This window comes from Streptomyces davaonensis JCM 4913, assembly GCF_000349325.1.
Taxonomy (GTDB): Bacteria; Actinomycetota; Actinomycetes; order Streptomycetales; family Streptomycetaceae; genus Streptomyces; species Streptomyces davaonensis.
In genome coordinates this window covers 3,441,866-3,464,389 of sequence record NC_020504.1, presented here as the reverse complement: position 1 = coordinate 3,464,389, position 22,524 = coordinate 3,441,866, and the positions used below count along the sequence as shown (strand labels likewise).

The following is a 22,524-nucleotide window of genomic DNA, read 5'->3' as shown; positions in this document are numbered from 1 at the left end:
GGTGTGGGGCTGAGATGGCCAGCGAGACCTGTGGGGAAGCCCGTGCGTGAATACCTGCTGACGCTCTGCATCACGGCCGCGGTGACGTACCTGCTCACGGGGCCGGTGCGGAAGTTCGCGATCGTGGCCGGGGCGATGCCGGAGATCCGGGCACGTGACGTGCACCGGGAACCCACTCCGCGCCTCGGCGGTATCGCCATGTTCTTCGGGCTGTGCGCGGGTCTGCTCGTCGCCGACCATCTGGCGAACCTCAGCACCGTCTTCGAGAACTCCAACGAACCGCGCGCCCTGCTCTCGGGCGCCGCGCTGATCTGGCTGATCGGTGTCCTGGACGACAAGTTCGAGATCGACGCCCTGATCAAGCTGGGCGGCCAGATGATCGCCGCCGGCGTCATGGTCATGCAGGGTCTGACCATCCTGTGGCTGCCCATCCCCGGCTTCGGTTCGGTGGCGCTGACCCAGTGGCAGGGCACCCTGCTGACGGTGGCGCTGGTCGTCATCACCATCAACGCGGTCAACTTCGTCGACGGCCTCGACGGCCTCGCGGCCGGCATGGTGTGCATCGCCTCGGCCGCGTTCTTCCTCTACGCCTACCGCGTCTGGGTGTCGTACGGCATCGAGGCCGCCGCCCCGGCCACGCTGTTCTCGGCGATCCTGATGGGCATGTGCCTGGGCTTCCTGCCGCACAACATGCACCCGGCGCGGATTTTCATGGGCGACTCCGGCTCGATGCTGATCGGCCTGGTGCTGGCGGCGGGTGCGATCTCCATCACGGGTCAGGTCGACCCGGACGCGCTGAAGCTGTTCGCGGGCTCGGAGAAGGCGGCCGTGCACCAGACGGTGCCGGTGTACATCCCGCTGCTGCTGCCGCTGACCATCATCGCGATCCCGGCCGCGGACCTGGTGCTGGCGATCGTGCGGCGCACCTGGCGCGGCCAGTCCCCGTTCGCGGCGGACCGGGGCCATCTGCACCACCGGCTGCTGGAGATCGGCCACTCGCACAGCCGGGCCGTCCTCATCATGTACTTCTGGTCCGCGCTGATCGCCTTCGGCGCCCTGGCCTACTCGGTGAACTCGGCGTCCATGTGGATCGTGCTGGGCGTGGTGTTCCTCAGCGCCATCGGTCTTGTCCTGCTGCTGCTCCCGCGCTTCACCCCGCGCGCCCCGCGCTGGGCCCAGGCCTTCGTGCCGCCGCGCTACCGGCGCCGTGCGCCCGTTGCGGAACCGGCGGCGGCCACTCCGCAGACCGCGCTGGAGGAACCCCGCACTCCGGTGCCTGCCGGGGTCAACGGTGCCACCGCTCTCGGTGCTCGTTCGCGCCACCTGGACCGGCGTAAAGCCGGAACGTCGCGCTGACGGCAAGGTAAGAATCTGACTAGAGCATTGCCAAATCGTGGGGGAACGAAGCGGTGCAATATCAGACAAAGAGGCACCGTTCCTGCACATACGCGCGCTGTCACTCTCATGTGTGACAGCGAGCACACTCGCCAGGTAAAGACCTCATCAAATAGTTTGTGATACGGTTCACGAGAACCCGGGATAGAGCCGAAGGACCGTAGTGCGACGGTCCATCGGAGTGAGTTTCCCGCTCGGCCCGGGACTACGCTCGTCCATGACGACACCCCTGCCCCCTGTGAAAGCGGAGTTGCCGCCATGCCGTCCAATGACGCCCGGAACCTCCTTCAATGCGCTGTGCCCACAGCGGCTGCCGGCGCGATTGTCGTCGCCGTCAGCGCTGCGGTAGCCGGCGGCAAGGGGGCGATCGGTGCGGCGGTCGGCACACTGCTCGCCATCCTGTTCATGGGAATCGGCCTGTACGTTCTGCAGTGGACGGCAAAAACGCTCCCGCAGTTGTTCCAGGCCATGGGGTTGATGCTCTACGTCGCCCAGCTCCTGCTTCTCCTGATCTTCGTCGCCCTCTTCAAGGACACCTCTCTCTTCAACGCGAAGGCGTTCGCGATTTCGCTCGTCGTCGCCACCGTCGTGTGGATGGCCGCGCAGGCTCGTGCGCATATGAAGGCCAAGCTCTTCTACATCGACCCGGACTCCACGAAGAGCGAGAAGACCGAGAAGACAGGGCCGTCGTCGTGAGGGGTAGGGGCGGGATAAAGGCCTGGGGGAACTCCTGCTATCGTCCGGTGCCAACTGCGGCATCGCGGGCGCGGGCATCCAAGCTGACGCCTGCTCGATCGCGAGGCTTGATGCCCCAGAGCCGCCCTCACATCCGTAACACCAGTCCGGTGCCGACCCGCGGCTGCGCGCCGCGCCGACACAACGAGGTTGCCGTACCTATGCGTCACGCCGAAGGAGCCCGCGGTGAGTGCTGACCAGACCCAGCTCGCCTTTGACTGGAGCTGTCGGATCATGTCCGACAACGGGTGTGGTTTTCCGGCTCCGGGCCTGCACTCGTTCCTCTTCGAGCCGATCGCCACGGTTGGCGGGTTCGAGTTCAACAAGGTGATGCTGCTCGCGCTCGTCACCACTCTCCTTGTCACCAGCTTCTTCTGGGCTGCGTTCGGCAAGGCCAAGGTGGTCCCGGGCAAGCTGCAGATGGTCGGCGAGGCCGGTTACGACTTCGTGCGCCGCGGCATCGTCTACGAGACCCTCGGCAAGAAGGAGGGCGAGAAGTACGTCCCCCTGATGGTCTCGCTGTTCTTCTTCATCTGGATCATGAACATCTGGTCCGTGATTCCGCTGGCACAGTTCCCGGTGTCGTCGATCATCGCGTACCCGATCGTCCTCGCGGCCGTCGTCTACATCGTGTGGATGTCGCTGACGTTCAAGAAGCACGGCTTCGTCGGTGGCTTCAAGAACCTCACCGGCTACGACAAGTCGCTCGGCGCGGTCCTGCCGCTCGTCGTGGTCATCGAGTTCTTCTCGAACGTCCTGGTCCGCCCGTTCACGCACGCCGTGCGACTCTTCGCGAACATGTTCGCCGGTCACCTGATGCTGGTGATGTTCACCGTCGCCTCCTGGTACCTGCTGAACAGCTGGATGATCCCGGCGGCCGGTGTCTCCTTCGTGATGACGATCATCATGATCCTCTTCGAGCTTTTCGTGCAGGCGGTCCAGGCGTACGTCTTCGTGCTCCTCGCCTGCTCGTACATTCAGGGCGCTCTCGCCGAGCACCACTGAGCCCAGCACCACCACCCCTGATCGTCCGGTGATCAACCCCCACCGGTCCGTAAAGAGAAGGAAGAATCAGCATGGCTGCCACTGAGACCCTCGCTGCCGTCTCCGGTTCGCTCGGTTCCATCGGCTACGGCCTGGCCGCGATCGGCCCCGGCGTCGGCGTCGGCATCATCTTCGGTAACGGCACGCAGGCCCTGGCCCGCCAGCCCGAGGCCGCCGGTCTCATCCGTGCCAACCAGATCCTCGGCTTCGCCTTCTGTGAGGCGCTCGCCCTCATCGGCATCGTTATGCCGTTCGTGTTCGGTAAGTGATCAACCCTTACTGACACGAATCGACGAAAGGCACTGATGTGATCGCCAACCTGGTACAGCTGGCGTCCGAGGAAGAGCAGAACCCGCTCGTTCCTCCGGGCCCCGAGCTGCTCGTCGGCACCATCGCCTTCGCCATCGTGTTCTTCTTCTTCTGGAAGAAGCTGCTCCCGAACATCAACAAGGTTCTGGAGGAGCGCCGCGCGGCGATCGAAGGCGGTATCGAAGAGGCCGAGGCCATGAAGGTCGAGGCCCAGAGCGTCCTTGAGCAGTACAAGGCACAGCTCGCCGAGGCCCGGCACGAGGCCGCGCGTCTGCGCCAGGAGGCGCAGGAGCAGGGTGCCGCGCTCATCGCCGAGATGCGTGCGGAGGGCCAGCGCCAGCGCGAGGAGATCGTCGCCGCGGGCCACGCCCAGATCGACGCCGACCGCAAGGCCGCGTCCTCCGCGCTGCGTCAGGACGTGGGCAAGCTCGCCACCGACCTGGCCGGCAAGCTCGTCGGCGAGTCCCTCGAGGACCACGCCCGCCAGAGCCGTGTCATCGACCGCTTCCTCGACGAGCTCGAGGAGAAGGCCGAGGCCACGCGATGAACGGAGCGAGCCGCGAGGCCCTGGCAGCCGGACGTGAGCGTCTCGACGCGCTGACGGACAACACGTCCGTGGACGCGGCGCAGCTCGCCGACGAGCTGGCGGCCGTCACCGCGCTGCTCGACCGCGAGGTGTCGCTGCGTCGGGTCCTCACCGACCCGGCGCAGGCCGGTGAGGCCAAGGCCGAGCTGGCCCAGCGGCTGCTCGGCGGCCAGGTCGGCGGCGAGACCGCGGACCTGCTGGCCGGTCTGGTGCGCTCCCGCTGGTCGCAGTCGCGCGACCTGGTCGACGCCCTGGAGCAGCTGGCGGACATCGCCGACCTCACCGCCGCCCAGCGTGCGGGCACGCTCGACAGCGTCGAGGACGAGCTGTTCCGGTTCGGCCGGATCGTCTCCTCCAACACCGAGCTGCGGGCCGCGCTGACCAACCGCTCGGCGAGCACCTCGGCCAAGAGCGAGCTGCTGCGCAGCCTGCTCGGCAGCCGGGCGGCCGCGACCACCGAGCGTCTGGTGACGCGCCTTGTGACCGCGCCGCGTGGACGTAGCCTGGAGTCGGGACTGGAGTCCCTGTCCAAGCTCGCCGCCGAGCGCCGGGACCGCATGGTCGCCGTGGTCACCTCCGCGGTTCCGCTGAGCGACGGCCAGAAGCAGCGCCTCGGCGCCTCGCTGGCGAAGCTCTACGGGCGTCGGATGCACCTCAACCTCGACGTGGACCCCGAGGTCCTCGGCGGGATCCGGGTGCAGGTCGGTGACGAGGTCATCAACGGCTCCCTCGCCGACCGCATCGAGGACGCCGGCCGCCGCCTGGCGGGCTGAGCAGTAACTCAATACGCAGTACGTACTTTCGACGGCCCTGGTTGGGCCGTACAGAAGAATCCTGGGGGTCGCCCCCAGACCCCCAAAGTGAAACTTCGGGCCCAACAAGGAGAGCAGGGAACCCAGATGGCGGAGCTCACGATCCGGCCGGAGGAGATCCGGGACGCACTGGAGACCTTCGTCCAGTCGTACAAGCCGGACGCGGCCTCGCGCGAGGAGGTCGGTACGGTCACCCTTGCCGGCGACGGCATCGCGAAGGTCGAGGGTCTGCCCTCGGCCATGGCCAACGAACTGCTGAAGTTCGAGGACGGCACCCTCGGCCTCGCGCTCAACCTCGAAGAGCGCGAGATCGGTGCCATCGTCCTCGGTGAGTTCAGCGGCATCGAGGAGGGCCAGCCGGTGCAGCGCACCGGTGAGGTGCTCTCCGTGGCCGTCGGCGAGGGCTACCTCGGCCGCGTCGTCGACCCGCTCGGCAACCCGATCGACGGCCTCGGCGAGATCGAGACCAGCGGTCGTCGTGCCCTTGAGCTGCAGGCCCCCACGGTCATGCAGCGCAAGTCGGTGCACGAGCCGATGGAGACCGGCTACAAGGCCGTCGACGCGATGACCCCGATCGGCCGTGGCCAGCGTCAGCTGATCATCGGTGACCGTCAGACCGGCAAGACCGCCCTGGCCGTCGACACGATCATCAACCAGCGCGACAACTGGCGCACCGGCGACCCGAACAAGCAGGTCCGCTGCATCTACGTCGCCATCGGCCAGAAGGGCTCGACGATCGCGTCGGTCCGCCGCGCGCTGGAGGAGAACGGCGCGCTGGAGTACACGACCATCGTCGCCGCCCCGGCGTCCGACCCGGCCGGCTTCAAGTACCTGGCGCCGTACACCGGTTCGGCCATCGGTCAGCAGTGGATGTACGAGGGCAAGCACGTCCTCATCATCTTCGACGACCTGTCCAAGCAGGCCGACGCCTACCGCGCCGTGTCGCTTCTGCTGCGCCGTCCGCCGGGCCGTGAGGCCTACCCGGGTGACGTCTTCTACCTGCACTCCCGTCTGCTGGAGCGCTGCGCGAAGCTCTCCGACGACATGGGCGCCGGCTCGATGACCGGTCTGCCGATCGTCGAGACGAAGGCCAACGACGTCTCGGCGTTCATCCCGACCAACGTCATCTCCATCACCGACGGCCAGTGCTTCCTGGAGTCGGACCTGTTCAACGCCGGTCAGCGCCCCGCGCTGAACGTCGGTATCTCCGTCTCCCGAGTCGGTGGTTCCGCGCAGCACAAGGCGATGAAGCAGGTCTCCGGTCGCCTCCGCGTGGACCTCGCCCAGTTCCGTGAGCTGGAGGCGTTCGCCGCCTTCGGTTCCGACCTGGACGCCGCGTCGAAGTCGCAGCTGGAGCGCGGTCAGCGGATGGTCGAGCTGCTGAAGCAGGCTCAGTACCAGCCGATGTCCACCGAGGACCAGGTCGTCTCCGTCTGGGCCGGCACCACCGGCAAGATGGACGAGGTGCCGGTCGCCGACATCCGCCGCTTCGAGAAGGAGCTGCTGGAGTACCTGCACCGCAAGGAGCAGGGCCTCATGACCTCCATCAAGGAGGGCGGCAAGCTCTCGGACGACACCCTCACCGCTGTCGCCGACGCCATCGCGGACTTCAAGAAGCAGTTCGAGACGTCGGACGGCAAGCTGCTCGGCGAGGACGCCCCGGTCGCCCCGAAGGCGACCAGCGCCTCCAAGTGACGTAAGGAAGGGACCTGACTCATGGGAGCCCAGCTCCGGGTCTACAAGCGTCGCATCCGATCCGTCACCGCGACCAAGAAGATCACGAAGGCGATGGAGATGATCGCCGCCTCGCGCGTCGTCAAGGCGCAGCGCAAGGTGGCGGCCTCCACGCCGTACGCGAAGGAACTGACCCGCGCGGTCACGGCGGTCGGTACCGGCTCGAACACCAAGCACCCGCTGACCACCCAGGCCGAGACGGTCACGCGGTCCGCGGTGCTGCTCCTGACGAGCGACCGTGGTCTCGCCGGTGCCTTCAACTCCAACGCCATCAAGGCGGCGGAGCTGCTGACCGAGCGCCTGGAGCGCGAGGGCAAGCAGGTCGACACGTACATCGTCGGCCGGCGTGGCCTTGCGCACTACAACTTCCGTGAGCGCAAGGTCTCGGAGTCGTGGACCGGGTTCACGGACGAGCCGACGTACGCGGACGCCAAGCAGGTCGCGGCACCGCTCATCGAGGCCATCGAGAAGGACACGGCCGACGGCGGCGTGGACGAACTCCACATCGTCTTCACCGAGTTCGTCTCGATGATGACGCAGACGGCGCTCGACGACCGTCTGCTGCCGCTCAGCCTCGAAGACGTGGCGAAGGAGGCGGCGCCGAAGGGCGAGATCCTTCCGCTGTTCGACTTCGAGCCGTCGGCGGAGGACGTCCTCGACGCCCTTCTGCCGCGCTACGTGGAGAGCCGTATCTACAACGCGCTGCTCCAGTCGGCCGCCTCCAAGCACGCCGCCACGCGGCGCGCGATGAAGTCGGCCACCGACAACGCCGGAGAGCTCATCGAGAGCCTCTCCCGGCTTGCGAACGCGGCCCGCCAGGCCGAAATCACCCAGGAAATCAGCGAGATCGTCGGTGGCTCCGCAGCCCTGGCCGACGCGAGCGCGGGGAGTGACAGGTAAATGACGACGACAGTTGAGACGGCCGCTGCCACGGGCCGCGTCGCCCGGGTCATCGGCCCGGTCGTCGACGTGGAGTTCCCCGTCGACGCGATGCCCGACATCTACAACGCCCTTCACGTCGAGGTGGCCGACCCGGCCAACGCCGGCGAGAAGAAGACGCTGACCCTGGAGGTCGCCCAGCACCTGGGTGACGGCCTGGTCCGCACCATCTCCATGCAGCCCACCGACGGTCTGGTCCGCCAGGCCGCGGTCACCGACACCGGTGCCTCCATCACGGTGCCCGTCGGCGACTTCACCAAGGGCAAGGTGTTCAACACCCTCGGTGAGGTGCTGAACGTCGACGAGTCCTACGACGGCGAGCGCTGGGGCATCCACCGCAAGGCGCCGAACTTCGACGAGCTCGAGTCGAAGACCGAGATGTTCGAGACCGGCGTCAAGGTCATCGACCTTCTCACCCCGTACGTCAAGGGTGGAAAGATCGGTCTGTTCGGTGGTGCCGGCGTCGGCAAGACGGTGCTCATCCAGGAGATGATCTACCGCGTCGCCAACAACCACGACGGTGTGTCGGTGTTCGCCGGTGTCGGTGAGCGCACCCGTGAGGGCAACGACCTGATCGAGGAGATGTCGGACTCCGGCGTCATCGACAAGACCGCGCTGGTCTTCGGTCAGATGGACGAGCCCCCGGGCACCCGTCTGCGCGTGGCCCTGGCCGGTCTGACCATGGCGGAGTACTTCCGCGATGTGCAGAAGCAGGACGTGCTGTTCTTCATCGACAACATCTTCCGCTTCACCCAGGCCGGTTCCGAGGTGTCGACCCTGCTCGGCCGTATGCCTTCCGCGGTGGGCTACCAGCCGAACCTGGCCGACGAGATGGGTCTCCTCCAGGAGCGCATCACCTCGACCCGTGGTCACTCGATCACCTCGATGCAGGCGATCTACGTCCCCGCGGACGACCTGACCGACCCGGCCCCGGCCACCACCTTCGCCCACCTCGACGCGACGACGGTTCTGTCCCGTCCGATCTCCGAGAAGGGCATCTACCCGGCCGTGGACCCGCTGGACTCCACGTCCCGCATCCTGGACCCGCGGTACATCGCGCAGGACCACTACGACGCCGCCATGCGCGTCAAGACGATCCTGCAGAAGTACAAGGACCTCCAGGACATCATCGCGATCCTCGGTATCGACGAGCTCGGCGAGGAGGACAAGCTCGTCGTCCACCGTGCCCGTCGCGTGGAGCGCTTCCTGTCCCAGAACACCCACGTCGCCAAGCAGTTCACCGGCGTCGACGGGTCGGACGTCCCGCTGGACGAGTCGATCGCGGCCTTCAACGCGATCTGCGACGGCGAGTACGACCACTTCCCGGAGCAGGCGTTCTTCATGTGCGGTGGTATTGAGGACCTCAAGAACAACGCCAAGGAGCTGGGCGTCTCCTGAGCCTCGCGCTCTTGAAGAGGGGGCGGGTACGTCCCGCCCCCTCTTTCACGCCTACTAGACTTGTAACCAACACCCGGCACAACCGCCGGGTGGTGACCCGAGGAGCCACCCTTGGCTGCTGAGCTGCACGTCGCGCTGGTCGCGGCCGACCGAGAGGTCTGGTCCGGGCAGGCCACCCTGGTCGTCGCGCGCACCACGTCCGGCGACATCGGCGTCATGCCCGGTCACCAGCCGCTGCTCGGTGTGCTGGAGTCGGGCCCGGTGACCATCCGTACGAGTGAAGGTGCAACGGTCGTCGCCGCGGTGCACGGCGGTTTCATCTCGTTCGCCGACAACAAGCTGTCGCTGCTGGCCGAGATCGCCGAGCTGTCGGACGAGATCGATGTCCAGCGCGCGGAGCGGGCGCTGGAGCGCGCGAAGTCGGAGGCCGACGCCTCCGCCGAGCGTCGCGCCGATGTCCGCCTGCGTGCGGCGGCTGCCCGCTGACACTGCGGGTCGCGCCCACGCGATGATGTCACTCAGCCGCGGCTGGGACCGGAGCGATCCGGTGCCGGCCGCGGCTGAGGCAGATATGGATGTTTTTTACGTTCCGTTACCTGATCCGCAGGTACCTAGGAGACGAGGAGGTCGGTGTCGATGGTCCTCGCTCTGACTGTGTGCGGAATCGTCGTGGCCCTGGTGGTGCTGGGGCTGTTCGTCTTCGGGCTGCGCCGCAGACTCATCCAGCGCTCCGGCGGCACTTTCGACTGCTCGCTCCGCTGGGACACCCCGGAGAAGACCGACACCAGCGGCAAGGGCTGGTCCTACGGTGTCGCCCGCTACAACGGCGACCGCATCGAGTGGTACCGCGTCTTCTCCTACGCCTACCGCCCGCGCCGCGTCCTGGAGCGCGCCGCGATCGAGGTCGCCGGACGCCGGCTGCCCGAGGGCGAGGAGGAGCTGGCGCTGCTCTCCGACCACATCGTGCTGGCCTGTCTGCACCGGGGCACGCGGCTTGAGCTCGCCATGAGCGAAGACGCGCTGACCGGTTTTCTCGCGTGGCTTGAGGCAGCCCCGCCCGGTCAGCGCGTCAATGTCGCCTAGGTCTTGCCGATAGTGGTTACTTCAGCCCGTTGCTGATGGCGCTCACCAGCTCACCGTTGCTGGAGTCGCCGCTGAACTCCCAGAAGAAGGCACCGCCCAGGCCCTGGCTCTTGGCCCAGCTCATCTTGGTGCCGATGGTGGCGGGGGTGTCGTACGACCACCAGTTGCTGCCGCAGTGGGCGTACGCGGTGCCGCCGACGGTGCCGGTGGCGGGGCAGGAGTTCTTGAGGATCTTGTAGTCCTCGATGCCCGCCTCGTAGGTGCCGGTCGCCGGGCCGGTGGCCGCGCCGCCGGGGGCGGACTGGGTGACGCCGGTCCAGCCGCGGCCGTAGAAGCCGATGCCGAGCAGGAGCTTGCTCGCCGGGACGCCCTTGGCCTTGAGCTTGGCGATGGCGGCCGCGGAGTTGAAGCCCTCCTTCGGGATGCCGGAGTACGACGTCAGCGGGGAGTGCGGGGCCGTCGGGCCCGTCTTGTCCCAGGCGCCGAAGTAGTCGTACGTCATCACGTTGTACCAGTTCAGGTGCTGCGCGGCGCCGCCGTAGTCGGCCGCGTCGATCTTGCCGCCCTCGCTGCCGTCCGCGGTGATGGCGGCGGTGATCAGGTAGTCCGAGCCGAACTCGGCACGCAGTGCCTGGGTGAGGTTCTTGAACGCCGCCGGACCGGAGGTGTCGCAGGTCAGACCGCAGGCGTTCGGGTACTCCCAGTCGATGTCGATGCCGTCGAAGACATCGGCCCAGCGCGGGTCCTCGACCACGGCCTTGCAGGACTTGGCGAACGCGGCCGGGTTGGCCGCCGCCTGGCCGAAGCCGCCGGAGTAGGTCCAGCCGCCGAACGAGTACAGCACCTTGATGTGCGGGTACTTGGCCTTCAGCTGGCGCAGCTGGTTGAAGTTGCCGCGCAGCGGCTGGTCCCAGGTGTCGGCGGTGCCGCTGACCGACTGGTCGGCGGTGTAGGCCTTGTCGTAGGCGGCGTAGGTGTCATCGACGGTGCACTGACCGTTCTTGACGTTGCCGAACGCGTAGTTGATGTGGGTGATCTTGGACGCGGAGCCCGAGCTCACCAGGTTCTTGACGTGGTAGTTGCGGCCGTAGACGCCCCACTCGGTGAAGTAGCCGAGGTTGACCTTGGAGCCGGGCTCCGGGTCGGGGTCGGTGCCGCCGCCGGTGGTGCGGACCGCGACGGCGCCGCTGACCGGGCCGGTCTGGTCGGCGGTGTCCCGGGCCTGGACGGTGTAGGAGTAGTCCGTGCCGGCGGTCAGACCGCTGTCGGTCCAGCTGGTGCCGGTGACGGTGGCGACCTTGGCGCCGCCGCGCAGGACGTCGTAGTTCTTGATGCCCTTGTCGTCGGTGGCCGCGCTCCAGGCGAGCTTCACCGAGGTGTTGGTGATGTCGGAGGCGGTCGGGGTGCCCGGAGCGGAGGGTGCCGCGTCGCCGGGGACCGTGCCGCCGTCACAACTGCCGCCGTTGAGCTTGCAGTTGGACGGGGAGCCGGAGCCGGTGCCGTTGAAGCCGAAGGAGACCGACGCGCCGGGCGCGAGGGTGCCGTTCCAGGACTTGTTCTTGGCGGTCCAGTGGTTGCCGGAGGAGCTGAAGTCGGCGTCCCAGCCGGAGCCGACGGAGGTGCCGGAGGGGAAGTCCCACTCCACGGTCCAGGAGTTGATGGTCGTGGTGCCGGTGTTCTTCACCGTCCACTTGCCCTCGAAGCCGGTGCCCCAGTCCTGGGTCTTGGCGTAGGTGGCGGTGGCCTCGGTGGCCGCCTCGGCGGGGCTGGCGAGTCCGACCAGGCCGGCGAAGGGGAGCAACAGGGTCGCGAACCCTGCCGCGGCTCTGTGTCTGAAGCGCATACTGCGCCTCCCTGTCTGGGTAAGAGGGGTGATAGGGCGTGCTGAGCCTTCACGCCCACGGTGCCGCGAGAATAGAAAGGTCTGGACCATAGGTCAATAGGTCCAGACCACTGCGGCGGAAGGTTTGTTGAAACCTCTCCTAGATCCCCAATTCCTGCGCCAGCACCGCTGCTTGGACCCGGCTGCGCAGCTCCAGCTTCCCCAGCAACCGGCTGACGTGCGTCTTCACCGTCGCCTCCGCCATGTCGAGACGGCGCGCGATGTCCGAGTTGGACAGCCCCTCTCCCAGACAGGACAGCACCTCGCGCTCCCGCCGGGTCAGCGATTCGAGCACGGCTGGATCGGTCCTCGGGGCACGCGCGGGACCGGCGGCGAACTCGGCGATCAGACGCCGGGTCACCGCCGGGGCGATCAGCCCCTCGCCGCTCGCCACCGTCCGTACGGCGTCGAGGAGTTGGCGAGCCTCGGTGTTCTTCAGCAGAAACCCGGACGCGCCCGCCCTGAGCGCCCCGAACACGTACTCGTCGAGGTCGAAGGTGGTCAGTACGAGCACATCCGCGAGCCGCTCCGCGACCACCTGCCGGGTGGCCGACACCCCGTCAAGTCGCGGCATCTGTACGTCCATCAGCACCAGGTCGGGACGCAGCTTCCGGGCCAGCGCCACCGCCTGCTCGCCGTCCGCCGCCTCGCCGACCACCTCGATGTCGGGCGCGCTGCGCAGGATGAGGACGAGCCCGGCGCGTACGGCGGACTGGTCCTCGGCGACGAGGACGCGGATCATGCGTGGTCTCCTTGAGCTTGGTCGGTGACGGGAAGTGTGGCGCGTACGGCCCAGATCTTGCCCTCCGCCGTGCTTTCGGGCGCCGCCTCGAAGCTGCCGCCCAGCAGTGCGGCCCGCTCCCGCATCCCGACCAGACCCGCCCCGGAGCCGGGGGCGCGCGGGCCGTCGTGGTCGCCGTAGGGGCTGGTCACCTCGACGTCGAGGACGCCGTCGCGCTGGTCGAGGGTGACGCTGACCCGGCCGGGGGAGGCGTGCTTGAGGGCGTTGGTCAGGGACTCCTGGACGATGCGGTAGGCGGCCAGTTCGACCGGCGCGGGCAGCTTGCCGTGCTCGGTGTCGAGGCCGACGTCGAGGCCGTTGGTGCGGGCGCCCTCCACCAGCGCGCCCAGTCCGTCGAGCGTGGGGGCCGCCGCCGGTTCCAGGTCGCCGCTGCTGTCGCGCAGGATGCCGATCAGGCGGCGCATCTCGGCGAGCCCCTCGACGCTGTTCTCCCGGATCACCGCGAGGGCGTCCTTGGAGGTCTTCGGATCGTCCAGGGAGAGCGCGGCGGTGGAGTGGATGGCGATCGCGGAGAGATGGTTGGCGACCATGTCGTGCAGTTCCCTTGCCATCCGGGCGCGTTCGGCGGTGACCGCCTGGACCCGGTCCATCTCGGCCAGCAGCGCGGTCTGTTCGGCGTGCAGCCGGGCCGCCTCGGCGGCGTCGCGGTGGTTGCGGACGATCCAGCCGGTGGCGGCGGGAGTGAACGCCGCCAGGCCGATGACCACACCGACCAGCAGCGCCTCGGGCACCTGCCAGACGGCGAACGGCACCACTGTGCCGGCCACCGTCATCAGGCCGGTGATCCAGGGGATCCGGCGGGCGGTGGCGGGCGGGCCGTACACCACGGCCGCGTAGATGAGGTCCGTGAACATCACGACCGTCACCAGGTTGCCCTGGGTGACGCCGTCGGCGGTCAGCGCCGCGATGCCGATCAGCAGGCCGACGCGGGGGCGGGTGCGCCGCAGCAGTTCGCAGCCGGCCATGACCGCCAGCGGCAGCAGGATGGCCCAGCGCCCCTCCCACAGCACGATCGGGTCGTTGCTCTTGCGGGTGCCCAGCCCGACGCCCCAGATCAGCAGTCCGCCGAGCAGCCCGGCGAGCGCGATGCGGACATCGTCCGGGTGCGGACGGGGGAGGGCTCTGGCCATGACTCCATCCAACACGGCAGCGGACCGCGCCGCCTGATGCCCGGGAAGGGTCCCGCACTGCATCTTTCGATGTACCGGAGGTTCGTCGGCGACGACGACGAAAACGGCGGCGTCGGCCGGGAGCCTGGAACGGTGACCGAGAGGAGCGTGCCGTGATCGTCGGACTGATCATCGCCTGTGAGGTCGGCTTCTGGGTGTTGCTGGCCCTCGGCCTCGGCGTTCGTTACCTGCTGAAGTGGCGGCGGACCAGTGTGGTGCTGCTGCTGTGCGAGCCGGTGCTGGAGCTGGTCCTGTTCGTCGCCACGGCGATCGACCTGAGGAACGGTGCCGAACCGAGCTGGGAGCACGGCCTTGCGGCGCTCTACATCGGCTACACCGTCGGCTTCGGCCACTACACGATCCGCTGGCTCGACGGCCACGCCGCCCACCGCCTGGCCGGCGCCCCGCGCCCGCCGAAGCCCCCGCGCTACGGCCGCCCCCGCGCCCTGCACGAGGCCAAGCTGTGGCTGCGGGCGGTCCTCGCCGGCGCGGTCGCCCTGACCCTGCTCCAGCTCGCGGTCTGGTACGTCGGCGACAACGGCGACGTCAGCTCACTGCGTTCCTTCCAGTGGGTGGCGCTCCGCGTGGTAGGCATCTACGGCCTGATCGCCCTCTCCTACACGATCTGGCCCCGCAAGGAACCGGCTTCACCGCTCCCCACCCGGAACCCAGAGCACGTCCCCGACACCGGTGTTGGCCGTACGCGCCAGGATGAAGAGCAGGTCCGATAGGCGGTTGAGGTAGGTCGCGGTGAGGGGGTTCATGGTGTTGCCGTGGGCCTCCATCGCGGCCCATGTCTGGCGTTCGGCGCGGCGGACGACGGTGCAGGCCTGGTGGAGGAGGGCCGCGCCGGGGGTGCCGCCGGGGAGGATGAAGGAGCGCAGTTTCTCCAGCCGCTCGTTGAAGCGGTCGCAGTCCGCCTCCAGCTTGTCGATGTAGAACTGCTCGACCCGCAGCGGCGGGAACTCCGGGTTCTCCACCACCGGTGTCGACAGGTCGGCGCCGACGTCGAACAGGTCGTTCTGGACGCGGGTGAGGACCTTGACGACCTCCTCGTCCAGACCGCCGAGCGCGATCGCCGTACCGATGACGGCGTTCGCCTCATTGGCGTCCGCGTACGCCGAGATGCGCAGATCGGTCTTGGCGACCCGGCTCATGTCCCCGAGCGCGGTGGTGCCCTTGTCGCCGGTCCTGGTGTAGATACGCGTCAGATTGACCATGGGGCCAGCGTAGTTACCGCCGCCCAACTACGCCGTCCGGGGCGTCCAATGAGCCGTGCCGGTGTGATGTCCGTCAGATGAGACGTGACTCGCGTTACTAACCGGTCACACAGCGCCTCACTGCCGCTAGGGTCCGGCCGAGAGGCAACGTAAACAGCGTGTAATGGGGAGTCGCACAGTGGCACGGAAGCTTGCCGTCATCGGCGCCGGCTTGATGGGTTCCGGGATCGCCCAGGTCTCCGCGCAGGCGGGCTGGGACGTCGTTCTGCGCGACGTCACCGACGAGGCCCTCAAGCGTGGCACCGACGGCATCAAGGCCTCGTACGACAAGTTCGTGAGCAAGGGCAAGCTGGCGGCGGACGACGCCGAAGCCGCCCTCGGCCGCATCACCACCACCACCGATCTGGACGCCTGCGCCGACGCGGACGTCGTCGTCGAGGCCGTCTTCGAGAAGCTGGAGGTCAAGCACGAGATCTTCCGCGCGCTCGACAAGATCGTGCGCCCGGAGACCGTGCTCGCCTCCAACACCTCCGCCATCCCGATCACCAAGATCGCGGCGGCCACCGAGCATCCCGAGCGCGTCGTCGGCGTCCACTTCTTCTCGCCGGTGCCGATGATGCAGCTCGTCGAGCTCGTGCGGGGCTACAAGACCAGCGACGAAGCCCTCGCCACCGCGCGGGAGTTCGCCGAGTCGGTCGGCAAGACCTGCATCGTGGTCAACCGGGACGTGGCGGGGTTCGTCACCACCCGCCTCATCTCCGCCCTCGTGGTCGAGGCGACCAAGCTCTACGAGTCGGGCGTCGCGTCCGCCGAGGACATCGACCTCGCGTGCCGGCTGGGCTTCGGCCACGCCATGGGCCCGCTGGCCACGGCGGACCTCACCGGCGTCGACATCCTGCTGCACGCCACCGGCAACATCTACACCGAGTCCCAGGACGAGAAGTTCGCTCCGCCGGAGCTGATGCGCCGGATGGTTGACGCCGGTGACATCGGGCGCAAGAGCGGGCAGGGCTTCTACAAGTACTGAGCACCGAAACCGCACAGGCCTCAGGAGTATCACTCCCCGGGGTGAATTCGGTATCGGTTCGCTTACAGACGGCAACCTCTGACCGCCTCGGGCCGTCAGAGGTTGCATCACCGGACACACATCGCGGAGCCATCGCGGAGCACGAGACGCACGCTTAGGGGAGCGCTATGTACATCAGGGGCGACCACGCCGAGCTGGTCGTCGGGGGCCGCCTCGACGTCCGCAGCGCGGCGGACGCCCGTACGGTCCTGCACTCGGCCGTCGACGACGGAGTCGGCGATCTGGTGCTCGACCTGTCCGAGCTGGAGTTCTGGGACGCCACCGGACTCGGGGTGATCATGGGGGCCCATCGCCGGGCCGGGCGCTGCGGCAGGCGCCTGGTGCTGCGTGCCGTGCCGGCGCAGATGCAGCGCCTGCTGGTGGCAACCCGGCTGCACCGGATCCTCGCCATCGAGGGCGGCATCGGCGTGGAGTCGCTGCCGCGCGTGTGACGACCGGCGTGGGTGGGGTGAAGGGACCGGACGTTCCGGTTGCGAAGCCCATCACGCGCGCAATCCTCACGAACCTGTGACGTCTCGGACGGCGCGGTACCCCGGCCTGTCGGAGATACTGTGCGAAGGTTTAGGGTTCGGTCGCCCGCTGCGTGACAACCCTTCGAGCGGGCCCGGACCAGAAGCGACAGCGCGGTGTGCAGCAAGGCCGGGAGGGGCTTCGGCACACGACGCTTTTGGGGGGCTTGAAACCTATGGACCCGAACAACCGGGGACCCGAGGAGTACGGCCATGACGACGGCGCCGGTGCGCCCCGTCAGCGCCCGCCCAGGGACCCCCTCACACCCGACTTCGGACAGCACACGCCCGCACTGGCCCGTACCGTCCAGCTCGTCTCGGGCGACTTCCTGCTCACCGTCAATCCGGTCGACGGCAGCGAGATAGAGCCGTGTCCGCCCGGAGAGCGCCCGACCCGTCCCGCGAAGCGCACCCCGGCCGCCCGTGCCGAGGCCGACCGCGCGACCAGGCCGCAGCCGCTGCCCGGTCCGCCGCAGCCGGAGCTGCCGCTGCTGGCACGCCAGGAGGAGCGCGAACGGCTCGTCCGGCTGCTCGCCCGCGGCCGCTCCGTGCGCCTGACCGGCCCCGCCGGATCGGGCCGCACCAGCCTCCTCGACGTCGTCGCCGAGGACTGCGCGGACCTCGCCCCCGACGGCGTCGTCCGCCTCAGCGGCTACCACCGCACGGTCGGCGATCTGCTCCACGATCTGCTCTACGCCGTCCATGACGCACCCCTGCACCGCCCGGAACGGGACGAACTGCTCGCCTGCGTCCGGGAGATCGGCGCGGTCGTCGTCCTCGACGACGCCGAGATCGGCGGCGCCGCCCTCGACGAGCTGCTCGACGCCACCCCAGAGTGCGCGTTCCTGATCGCGGCCACGCCCGAGGTGCCCGCGCCGTCCGCCGGCTCCGCGCTGGAAGAGGTCTTCCTCGGCGGCCTGGAGCGCGCCGCGGGCCTGGAGCTGCTGGAGCGGGCCGTCGGCCGGGCGCTGAGCGAGGACGAGGCCAACTGGGCCGGCGACCTCTGGTTCGAGTCCGAGGGCCTGCCGCTGCGCTTCGTCCAGGCGGGCGCCCTGCTGCGCCAGCGCGACCAGTTGCGGGCCGGGGCCGGTGCCGTCGACGAGTACGGCGTCTTCGAGGACGAACTGCCCGCCGACCCGCCCGCCGACGCGCTCTTCGACGCCGAGGACGGCGTGGAGATCCCGCTGCCGGCCCTCGGCGAGGCCGCCGCGCCCGCCCCACTGCTCGCCTCCCGGCTCAGCGCCTCGGCCCGTGCCACCCTGCGCATCGCCGTCGCGCTCGGCGGCGAGGTGCCGGACCAGGCCCATCTGCCGGCCCTCGTCGACGACACCCACGCGGACGCCGCCCTCGGCGAGCTGGCCGCCTGCGGTCTGGTCTCACCGGTCGGCACCGGCTACCGCCTCGCGGCCGGGGTACGCACCCAGCTGCTCGCCGCCGGATACGGCGAGGGCGTCGAGGACCACGCCCTGGCCGCCGCCCGGCACTACGCCTGGTGGGCCGCGCACCCCTCGGTCACCCCGGAGCGGGTGTGCGCGCAGGCGGAAGCCCTGCTCGCCGCACTCGCCGTGCTGGTGCCGCGCACGACCGCGCCCGCCGAGGACGAGGACAGCGCGACCGTCCAGCTCGCCCGGACCGCCGCGCCCGCCTTCGCCTCCGGACTGCACTGGAGCGCCTGGGAGCGGGCGCTCAGGGCCGGTGCGGAGGCCGCGAGGCTCGCCGGGGACGTGGGCGAACAGGCCTACTTCCACCACGAGTTGGGCATCCTCGCGATCTGCGACGGCCACTTCGACCGGGCCCGTACCGAGCTGGAGGCCTCCATCGGCCTGCGCGGCGCCCTCGCCGACAAGCGGGGCACCGTCGCGGGCCGCCGCGCCCTCGCGCTGGTCGCCGACCGCACCGGGGACACCCCCGGCGTCGGCTTCCCGGCCGGGGCGATGGCGGGGGAGGAGGTGCCGGACGCGCGCCACGAGGAGTCCCAGTCGCCGCCCGGCGGGATACCGACGCCGTTCCCGCCGCTCCAGCCGACCACGAGCGATCCCGCCCTCGTCATCCACCGCACCGCGGCTTCCGGGCCGTCACGCAAGGCCCGGGGTGGCCTGAAGGGGCTCGCCAAGCGGAACCTCGTCGCGGCGGGCGCGGGCGCGATGCTGGTGGCGGTGCTCGGCACGGTGGTGACCCTCGGCGCCACCTCCGAAGGTGAGGCGGGCAGCCCCTCCGACCAGGTGGGCGTGAACCCCTCGGCCAGCCAGGGCATCGGCGACGACAGCCTCGGCGCGGACAAGGCGGACGACGGGGAGGACCCGGGCGACACGGGCACGGCGACCAGCAGGCCGACGGATCCCGGCCCGGACGGCACGCTGGGCACCTCCGACGACCCGACGCCGACGGACACGGGCGAGCCTTCGGACGACCCGAGCGGCACCAAGGAACCGAGCGATTCGTCGTCTCCGACCAAGAAGCCCTCGGACAAGCCGACTTCGTCCACGAGGCCGCCGACTTCACCGAGGCCGACCGAGACCGAGCCGTCCCCGACGCCGACCGAGACCGAGCCGTCTCCGACGCCGACCGAGACGGACCCCGAGCCGTCCACGACTCCGTCCACCTCCGACTCGGCAAGCGGCCCGGCCTCCTCCAGTGCTCCGGCGGAGACGACCAGTTCCGCGAGCGCACCGGAGAGCCCCGACACCTCCGCCGACGTGATCTGAGGCGCCGTGACAACGCAAGAGGGCCGGGTCCTTACGCCAAGGACCCGGCCCTCTTCGTCGTAGCGCCGAAGCTCAGAACAACCGCAGCTTGTCGTCCTCGATGCCGCGGAGCCCGTCGTAGTCGAGCACCGCGCAGCCGATGCCGCGGTCCGTGGCGAGGACGCGGGCCTGGGGCTTGATCTCCTGGGCCGCGAAGATGCCGCGGACCGGGGCCAGATGGGGGTCGCGGTTGAGGAGCTCCAGATAGCGCGTGAGCTGTTCCACGCCGTCGATCTCACCGCGGCGCTTGATCTCCACCGCGACCGTCTTCCCCTCGGCGTCCCGGCAGAGGATGTCCACCGGGCCGATCGCGGTCATGTACTCGCGCCGGATCAAGGTGTAGCCCTCGCCCAGGGTTTCGATGCGGTCGGCGAGGAGCTCCTGAAGGTGTGCTTCCACGCCGTCCTTGATCAGGCCCGGGTCGACGCCGAGTTCGTGCGACGAGTCATGGAGGATCTCCTCCATCGTGATGATGAGCTTCTCTCCCCCCTTGTTGGTGACGGTCCACACGCCGTCCTCGTCACCTGTTCCCTCTTTCAACGAGCACGGCGGGGACATCCAGTTCAGAGGCTTGTAGGCCCGGTCATCCGCGTGGATGGAGACACTGCCGTCCGCCTTCACAAGGATCAGACGGGGGGCGGACGGGAGGTGGGCGGTGAGCCGGCCCGCGTAGTCCACGGAGCATCGGGCAATGACGAGACGCATGGTCGGCAACGCTACTCGACGGGCCAGTGTGCACGCGATTCGCCCGCCCGTCTCCCGCCACCACCCTCAACCGAGGCCCTGCGGGCCGCCCTTTTTAATCTGGAAGAGCCCTGTTCAGAACTGGCCGATTGTGTTCCCACAGGGACTTGTCCATGTACGCATTCTTCTGGTGCCGTCACGGTCTGTTGCCTACCGTAGTAAACGGGAGGTCGCGAACCGTGCACGCAGAGTGTTCGAGACGTGAACTCCCCGTCCCTGTCCGGCAACCCCTGTTGTTCGGGGGTGCGAGAGGAGAACTCATGTCGCTCGACGTCTCACCGGCCCTATTGGAACAGGCCGAGCGAGGCGAGGTCGACGAAGCCGCCTTCGTCGACTGCGTCCGGACCTCCCTGCCCTACGCATGGGAGATGATCAGCTCCCTGGTGGCTCAGCTGAAGGTCGACGGTGGAGAGTTCGCCGACAACCAGACGCCCCCGCCGGACGAGCAGGCGCGGGGCCAGCTGCTGCGTGCGCTTGCGAGTGACGCGATACGCGGCGCACTGCAACGGCACTTCGGTGTGCGGCTGGCTTTCCAGAACTGCCACCGGGTGGCGGTGTTCCCGTTGGACTCCTCGGTCGACGAGACGCTGGCCCGCTTCACCTCGGTGCGCAACCAGCTGTTGAACCAGTCTCCGGAGCTGCGGGACTGCTGATCCCGTGAGCCGCTTGCTTGCCGCTCCGTACGCGGGAGGTGCATTCAGTACCGGGGCGGCAAGCGTCCGGTCGGGCAGGTGCGTCAGCCGAGGTGGGGGAGCACCTCGGCACCCAGTCGCCGTACGTTCTCCTCGGTGGCCGCCAGATCGCCCGAGCCCTCGACGAGCAGGGCGAAGCGGGAGATGCCGGTCCGCTCGCTGGTCGCCGCCAGCCGGTCCGCGCACAGCCGGGGAGTGCCCACCGGGTGCAGTCCGCAGAGCAGTTCGGTGTAGGCCAGGGGGTCCCGCATCACCCGATGGCGGCCGTCCACGGTGACATGGGCCTCCAGTCCCTGCTTCAGCCAGCCCGGCATCGCCTTCAGCAGCGTCTCCGCCGCGTCCGTGCGCCGGTCGGCGATCTGGCAGACGCCGGCCGAGACATGGGCCGCGGCCCGGATCTCCTCCGGGGTGCGCCCGGCCGCGCGCGCCTGCTCCCGCCACATGGCGACCATCTCCGCCTTCTCCTCGTCGCCCACATGCATCCCGAGCAGCATCGGAAGACCCCGCTCGGCGGCGAGCCGGACGCTCTTCGGCGAGGTGCAGGCGACGACCACCTCGGGTCCGGGCTCGCCCGACAGCGCCTCGGAGGGGCGCGGGACGACGGGGACCTCGCGGAAGGCGAAGCGGTCACCCGAGGCGGCGACCGAGGGCTCGCGCAGCCAGCGCACCAGCAGATCGAGTGATTCCGGGAACCCCTTCTCGTAGGACTCCAGGCCCGAGCCGAAGACCTCCAGGTCGACCCAGGGCCCGCCGCGTCCCACGCCCAGCGAGAATCGGCCACCGCTCGTCAGATGCAGCAGCGCGGCCTGCTCGCCTACGGCGACGGGGTGGGCGGTGGGCAGTACGGTGACGGCGGTGCCGACACGGATCCGGCGGGTGCGGCCCAGCAGTAACGCGGCGAGGGTGATCGCCGATGGACAGGTGCCGTACGGGACGAAGTGGTGCTCGGCCAGCCAGACCGAGTCCAGACCCGCCTCTTCGGCGACCTCGGCCGAGCGGACCGCGCGGTGCAGCGCCTCCCCCTGGCCCTGCCCCGGGAACTGGGCCGCCAACACGAAACTTCCTACGTGCATTGCTCTTTTCCTGCTTCCTTGGCTCCGACGCGGAGCTCCCCCACCCGGCATAACCGTCTGACACGTGCCGAGGACACGGCTTGACGGAGGGATTTGCGGATTGTCTTCAGAATGCGGTGCCATGGCAGGGGACTTGTGGCGATTGGTGACCTACGCGTACCCCTGTCCGGGCCGCGTAGGCTGGACACGGCCCCTGCTTCCTGTATAGCCCCGTGAGGTGTCCTGTGTCCCCGCGTCGCAACCGTCCCAAGGCCGGCGGTGCGTCGGCCGCGTCCGGCCGGAGCGCCGAGGACGACCGCTCCGGCCGCTACGGCGGCTGGCAGTCCTCCGAGGAGTGGCAGGGCGAGGAGTGGAACGTCCGGCATGTGGCGGGCGCCAGCGCGCAGGGCAAGTCCTACCGCTGCCCCGGCTGCGACCAGCTGATCCCCGACGGCGTCCCGCACGTGGTGGCCTGGCCGGCCCACTCCGGCGTCGACGACCGCCGCCACTGGCACAAGTCCTGCTGGAACGCGAAGGACCGCCGCACCTCAAGGGTGCAGCGGTCCCGTAACGCGCCGAAGTTCTAGG

General features: G+C 69.1%; 23 protein-coding genes. 17 read left to right on the top strand and 6 right to left on the bottom strand.

All coding sequences use genetic code 11. From position 1 onward, the window contains the following. Positions 1-42: 42 nt before the first annotated feature. The 11 genes from BN159_RS14890 (at position 43) to BN159_RS14840 (ending at position 10,035) form a co-directional block, all read left to right on the top strand. A complete protein-coding gene (locus BN159_RS14890; protein ID WP_015657808.1) occupies positions 43-1,356 on the top strand; it encodes an MraY family glycosyltransferase in 1,314 nt (437 codons plus the stop codon). 297 nt (positions 1,357-1,653) lie between these two features. Further along, the gene (locus BN159_RS14885) at positions 1,654-2,091 is read left to right on the top strand and encodes a hypothetical protein (RefSeq protein ID WP_015657807.1); all 438 of its coding nucleotides are present in this window, start codon (positions 1,654-1,656) and stop codon (positions 2,089-2,091) included. Positions 2,092-2,364: 273 nt separating this feature from the next. After that, a complete protein-coding gene (atpB, locus tag BN159_RS14880; protein ID WP_015657806.1) occupies positions 2,365-3,135 on the top strand; it encodes a F0F1 ATP synthase subunit A in 771 nt (256 codons plus the stop codon). A gap of 71 nt (positions 3,136-3,206) precedes the next feature. After that, positions 3,207-3,443 carry an ATP synthase subunit c family protein gene (locus BN159_RS14875; protein ID WP_015657805.1) on the top strand — a complete coding sequence of 79 codons (237 nt, stop codon included), beginning with the start codon at positions 3,207-3,209 and terminating at the stop codon, positions 3,441-3,443. A gap of 38 nt (positions 3,444-3,481) precedes the next feature. Then, a complete protein-coding gene (locus tag BN159_RS14870; RefSeq protein WP_015657804.1) occupies positions 3,482-4,030 on the top strand; it encodes a F0F1 ATP synthase subunit B in 549 nt (182 codons plus the stop codon). Continuing rightward, positions 4,027-4,842 carry a F0F1 ATP synthase subunit delta gene (locus BN159_RS14865; protein ID WP_015657803.1) on the top strand — a complete coding sequence of 272 codons (816 nt, stop codon included), beginning with the start codon at positions 4,027-4,029 and terminating at the stop codon, positions 4,840-4,842. The genes BN159_RS14870 and BN159_RS14865 overlap by 4 nt, the downstream gene beginning before the upstream one ends. A 126-nt stretch (positions 4,843-4,968) precedes the next feature. Beyond that, entirely contained in the window at positions 4,969-6,576 is a 1,608-nt protein-coding gene (atpA, locus tag BN159_RS14860; RefSeq protein WP_015657802.1) for a F0F1 ATP synthase subunit alpha, read from the top strand. A gap of 21 nt (positions 6,577-6,597) precedes the next feature. Beyond that, positions 6,598-7,515, top strand: a complete 918-nt coding sequence (locus BN159_RS14855) for a F0F1 ATP synthase subunit gamma (protein ID WP_015657801.1) — start codon at positions 6,598-6,600, stop codon at positions 7,513-7,515. Then, entirely contained in the window at positions 7,516-8,952 is a 1,437-nt protein-coding gene (gene atpD / locus BN159_RS14850; protein WP_015657800.1) for a F0F1 ATP synthase subunit beta, read from the top strand. Positions 8,953-9,063: 111 nt separating this feature from the next. Next, a complete protein-coding gene (locus tag BN159_RS14845) occupies positions 9,064-9,438 on the top strand; it encodes a F0F1 ATP synthase subunit epsilon (protein WP_015657799.1) in 375 nt (124 codons plus the stop codon). Between the two features lie 150 nt (positions 9,439-9,588). After that, positions 9,589-10,035 (top strand): DUF2550 domain-containing protein, encoded by a 447-nt coding sequence (locus BN159_RS14840; protein WP_015657798.1) that lies wholly within the window; start codon positions 9,589-9,591, stop codon positions 10,033-10,035. 16 nt (positions 10,036-10,051) lie between these two features. Here the strand turns inward: BN159_RS14840 and BN159_RS14835 are convergent, their stop codons facing one another. From BN159_RS14835 to BN159_RS14825, 3 genes are all read right to left on the bottom strand, one after another. Next, entirely contained in the window at positions 10,052-11,878 is a 1,827-nt protein-coding gene (locus tag BN159_RS14835; protein ID WP_015657797.1) for a glycoside hydrolase family 18 chitinase, read from the bottom strand. A gap of 139 nt (positions 11,879-12,017) precedes the next feature. After that, positions 12,018-12,659 carry a response regulator gene (locus tag BN159_RS14830; protein ID WP_015657796.1) on the bottom strand — a complete coding sequence of 214 codons (642 nt, stop codon included), beginning with the start codon at positions 12,657-12,659 and terminating at the stop codon, positions 12,018-12,020. Further along, positions 12,656-13,849, bottom strand: a complete 1,194-nt coding sequence (locus tag BN159_RS14825; RefSeq protein ID WP_015657795.1) for a sensor histidine kinase — start codon at positions 13,847-13,849, stop codon at positions 12,656-12,658. Before BN159_RS14825 ends, BN159_RS14830 begins: the two co-directional genes overlap by 4 nt. A gap of 152 nt (positions 13,850-14,001) precedes the next feature. Here BN159_RS14825 and BN159_RS14820 point away from each other — a divergent pair, with 152 nt between their 5' ends. Beyond that, positions 14,002-14,619 (top strand): hypothetical protein, encoded by a 618-nt coding sequence (locus BN159_RS14820; RefSeq protein WP_015657794.1) that lies wholly within the window; start codon positions 14,002-14,004, stop codon positions 14,617-14,619. Here BN159_RS14820 and BN159_RS14815 read toward each other — a convergent pair. Next, entirely contained in the window at positions 14,536-15,108 is a 573-nt protein-coding gene (locus BN159_RS14815) for a cob(I)yrinic acid a,c-diamide adenosyltransferase (RefSeq protein ID WP_041819316.1), read from the bottom strand. The two genes, BN159_RS14820 and BN159_RS14815, sit on opposite strands and share 84 nt — an antisense overlap. A 178-nt stretch (positions 15,109-15,286) precedes the next feature. Here BN159_RS14815 and BN159_RS14810 point away from each other — a divergent pair, with 178 nt between their 5' ends. The 3 genes from BN159_RS14810 to BN159_RS14800 all read left to right on the top strand — a co-directional run bounded on the left by BN159_RS14810 (position 15,287) and on the right by BN159_RS14800 (position 19,409). Then, a complete protein-coding gene (locus tag BN159_RS14810) occupies positions 15,287-16,135 on the top strand; it encodes a 3-hydroxyacyl-CoA dehydrogenase family protein (protein ID WP_015657792.1) in 849 nt (282 codons plus the stop codon). A gap of 167 nt (positions 16,136-16,302) precedes the next feature. Further along, a complete protein-coding gene (locus tag BN159_RS14805; protein ID WP_015657791.1) occupies positions 16,303-16,626 on the top strand; it encodes an STAS domain-containing protein in 324 nt (107 codons plus the stop codon). A gap of 254 nt (positions 16,627-16,880) precedes the next feature. Next, entirely contained in the window at positions 16,881-19,409 is a 2,529-nt protein-coding gene (locus BN159_RS14800; RefSeq protein ID WP_015657790.1) for an ATP-binding protein, read from the top strand. A 72-nt stretch (positions 19,410-19,481) separates the two neighbouring features. Here BN159_RS14800 and nucS read toward each other — a convergent pair whose 3' ends face one another. After that, complete coding sequence (nucS, locus tag BN159_RS14795; RefSeq protein ID WP_015657789.1) at positions 19,482-20,153, bottom strand: endonuclease NucS; 672 nt, start codon at positions 20,151-20,153, stop codon at positions 19,482-19,484. A 299-nt stretch (positions 20,154-20,452) separates the two neighbouring features. On the opposite strand from nucS, the gene BN159_RS14790 reads away from it, so the two are divergent. After that, positions 20,453-20,845 (top strand): SCO5389 family protein, encoded by a 393-nt coding sequence (locus BN159_RS14790; RefSeq protein ID WP_015657788.1) that lies wholly within the window; start codon positions 20,453-20,455, stop codon positions 20,843-20,845. 83 nt (positions 20,846-20,928) lie between these two features. Here BN159_RS14790 and BN159_RS14785 read toward each other — a convergent pair whose 3' ends face one another. After that, complete coding sequence (locus BN159_RS14785; RefSeq protein WP_015657787.1) at positions 20,929-21,957, bottom strand: LLM class flavin-dependent oxidoreductase; 1,029 nt, start codon at positions 21,955-21,957, stop codon at positions 20,929-20,931. Between the two features lie 224 nt (positions 21,958-22,181). Here BN159_RS14785 and BN159_RS14780 point away from each other — a divergent pair, with 224 nt between their 5' ends. Beyond that, entirely contained in the window at positions 22,182-22,523 is a 342-nt protein-coding gene (locus BN159_RS14780; protein ID WP_015657786.1) for a hypothetical protein, read from the top strand. The last annotated feature ends 1 nt before the right edge of the window (position 22,524 follow it).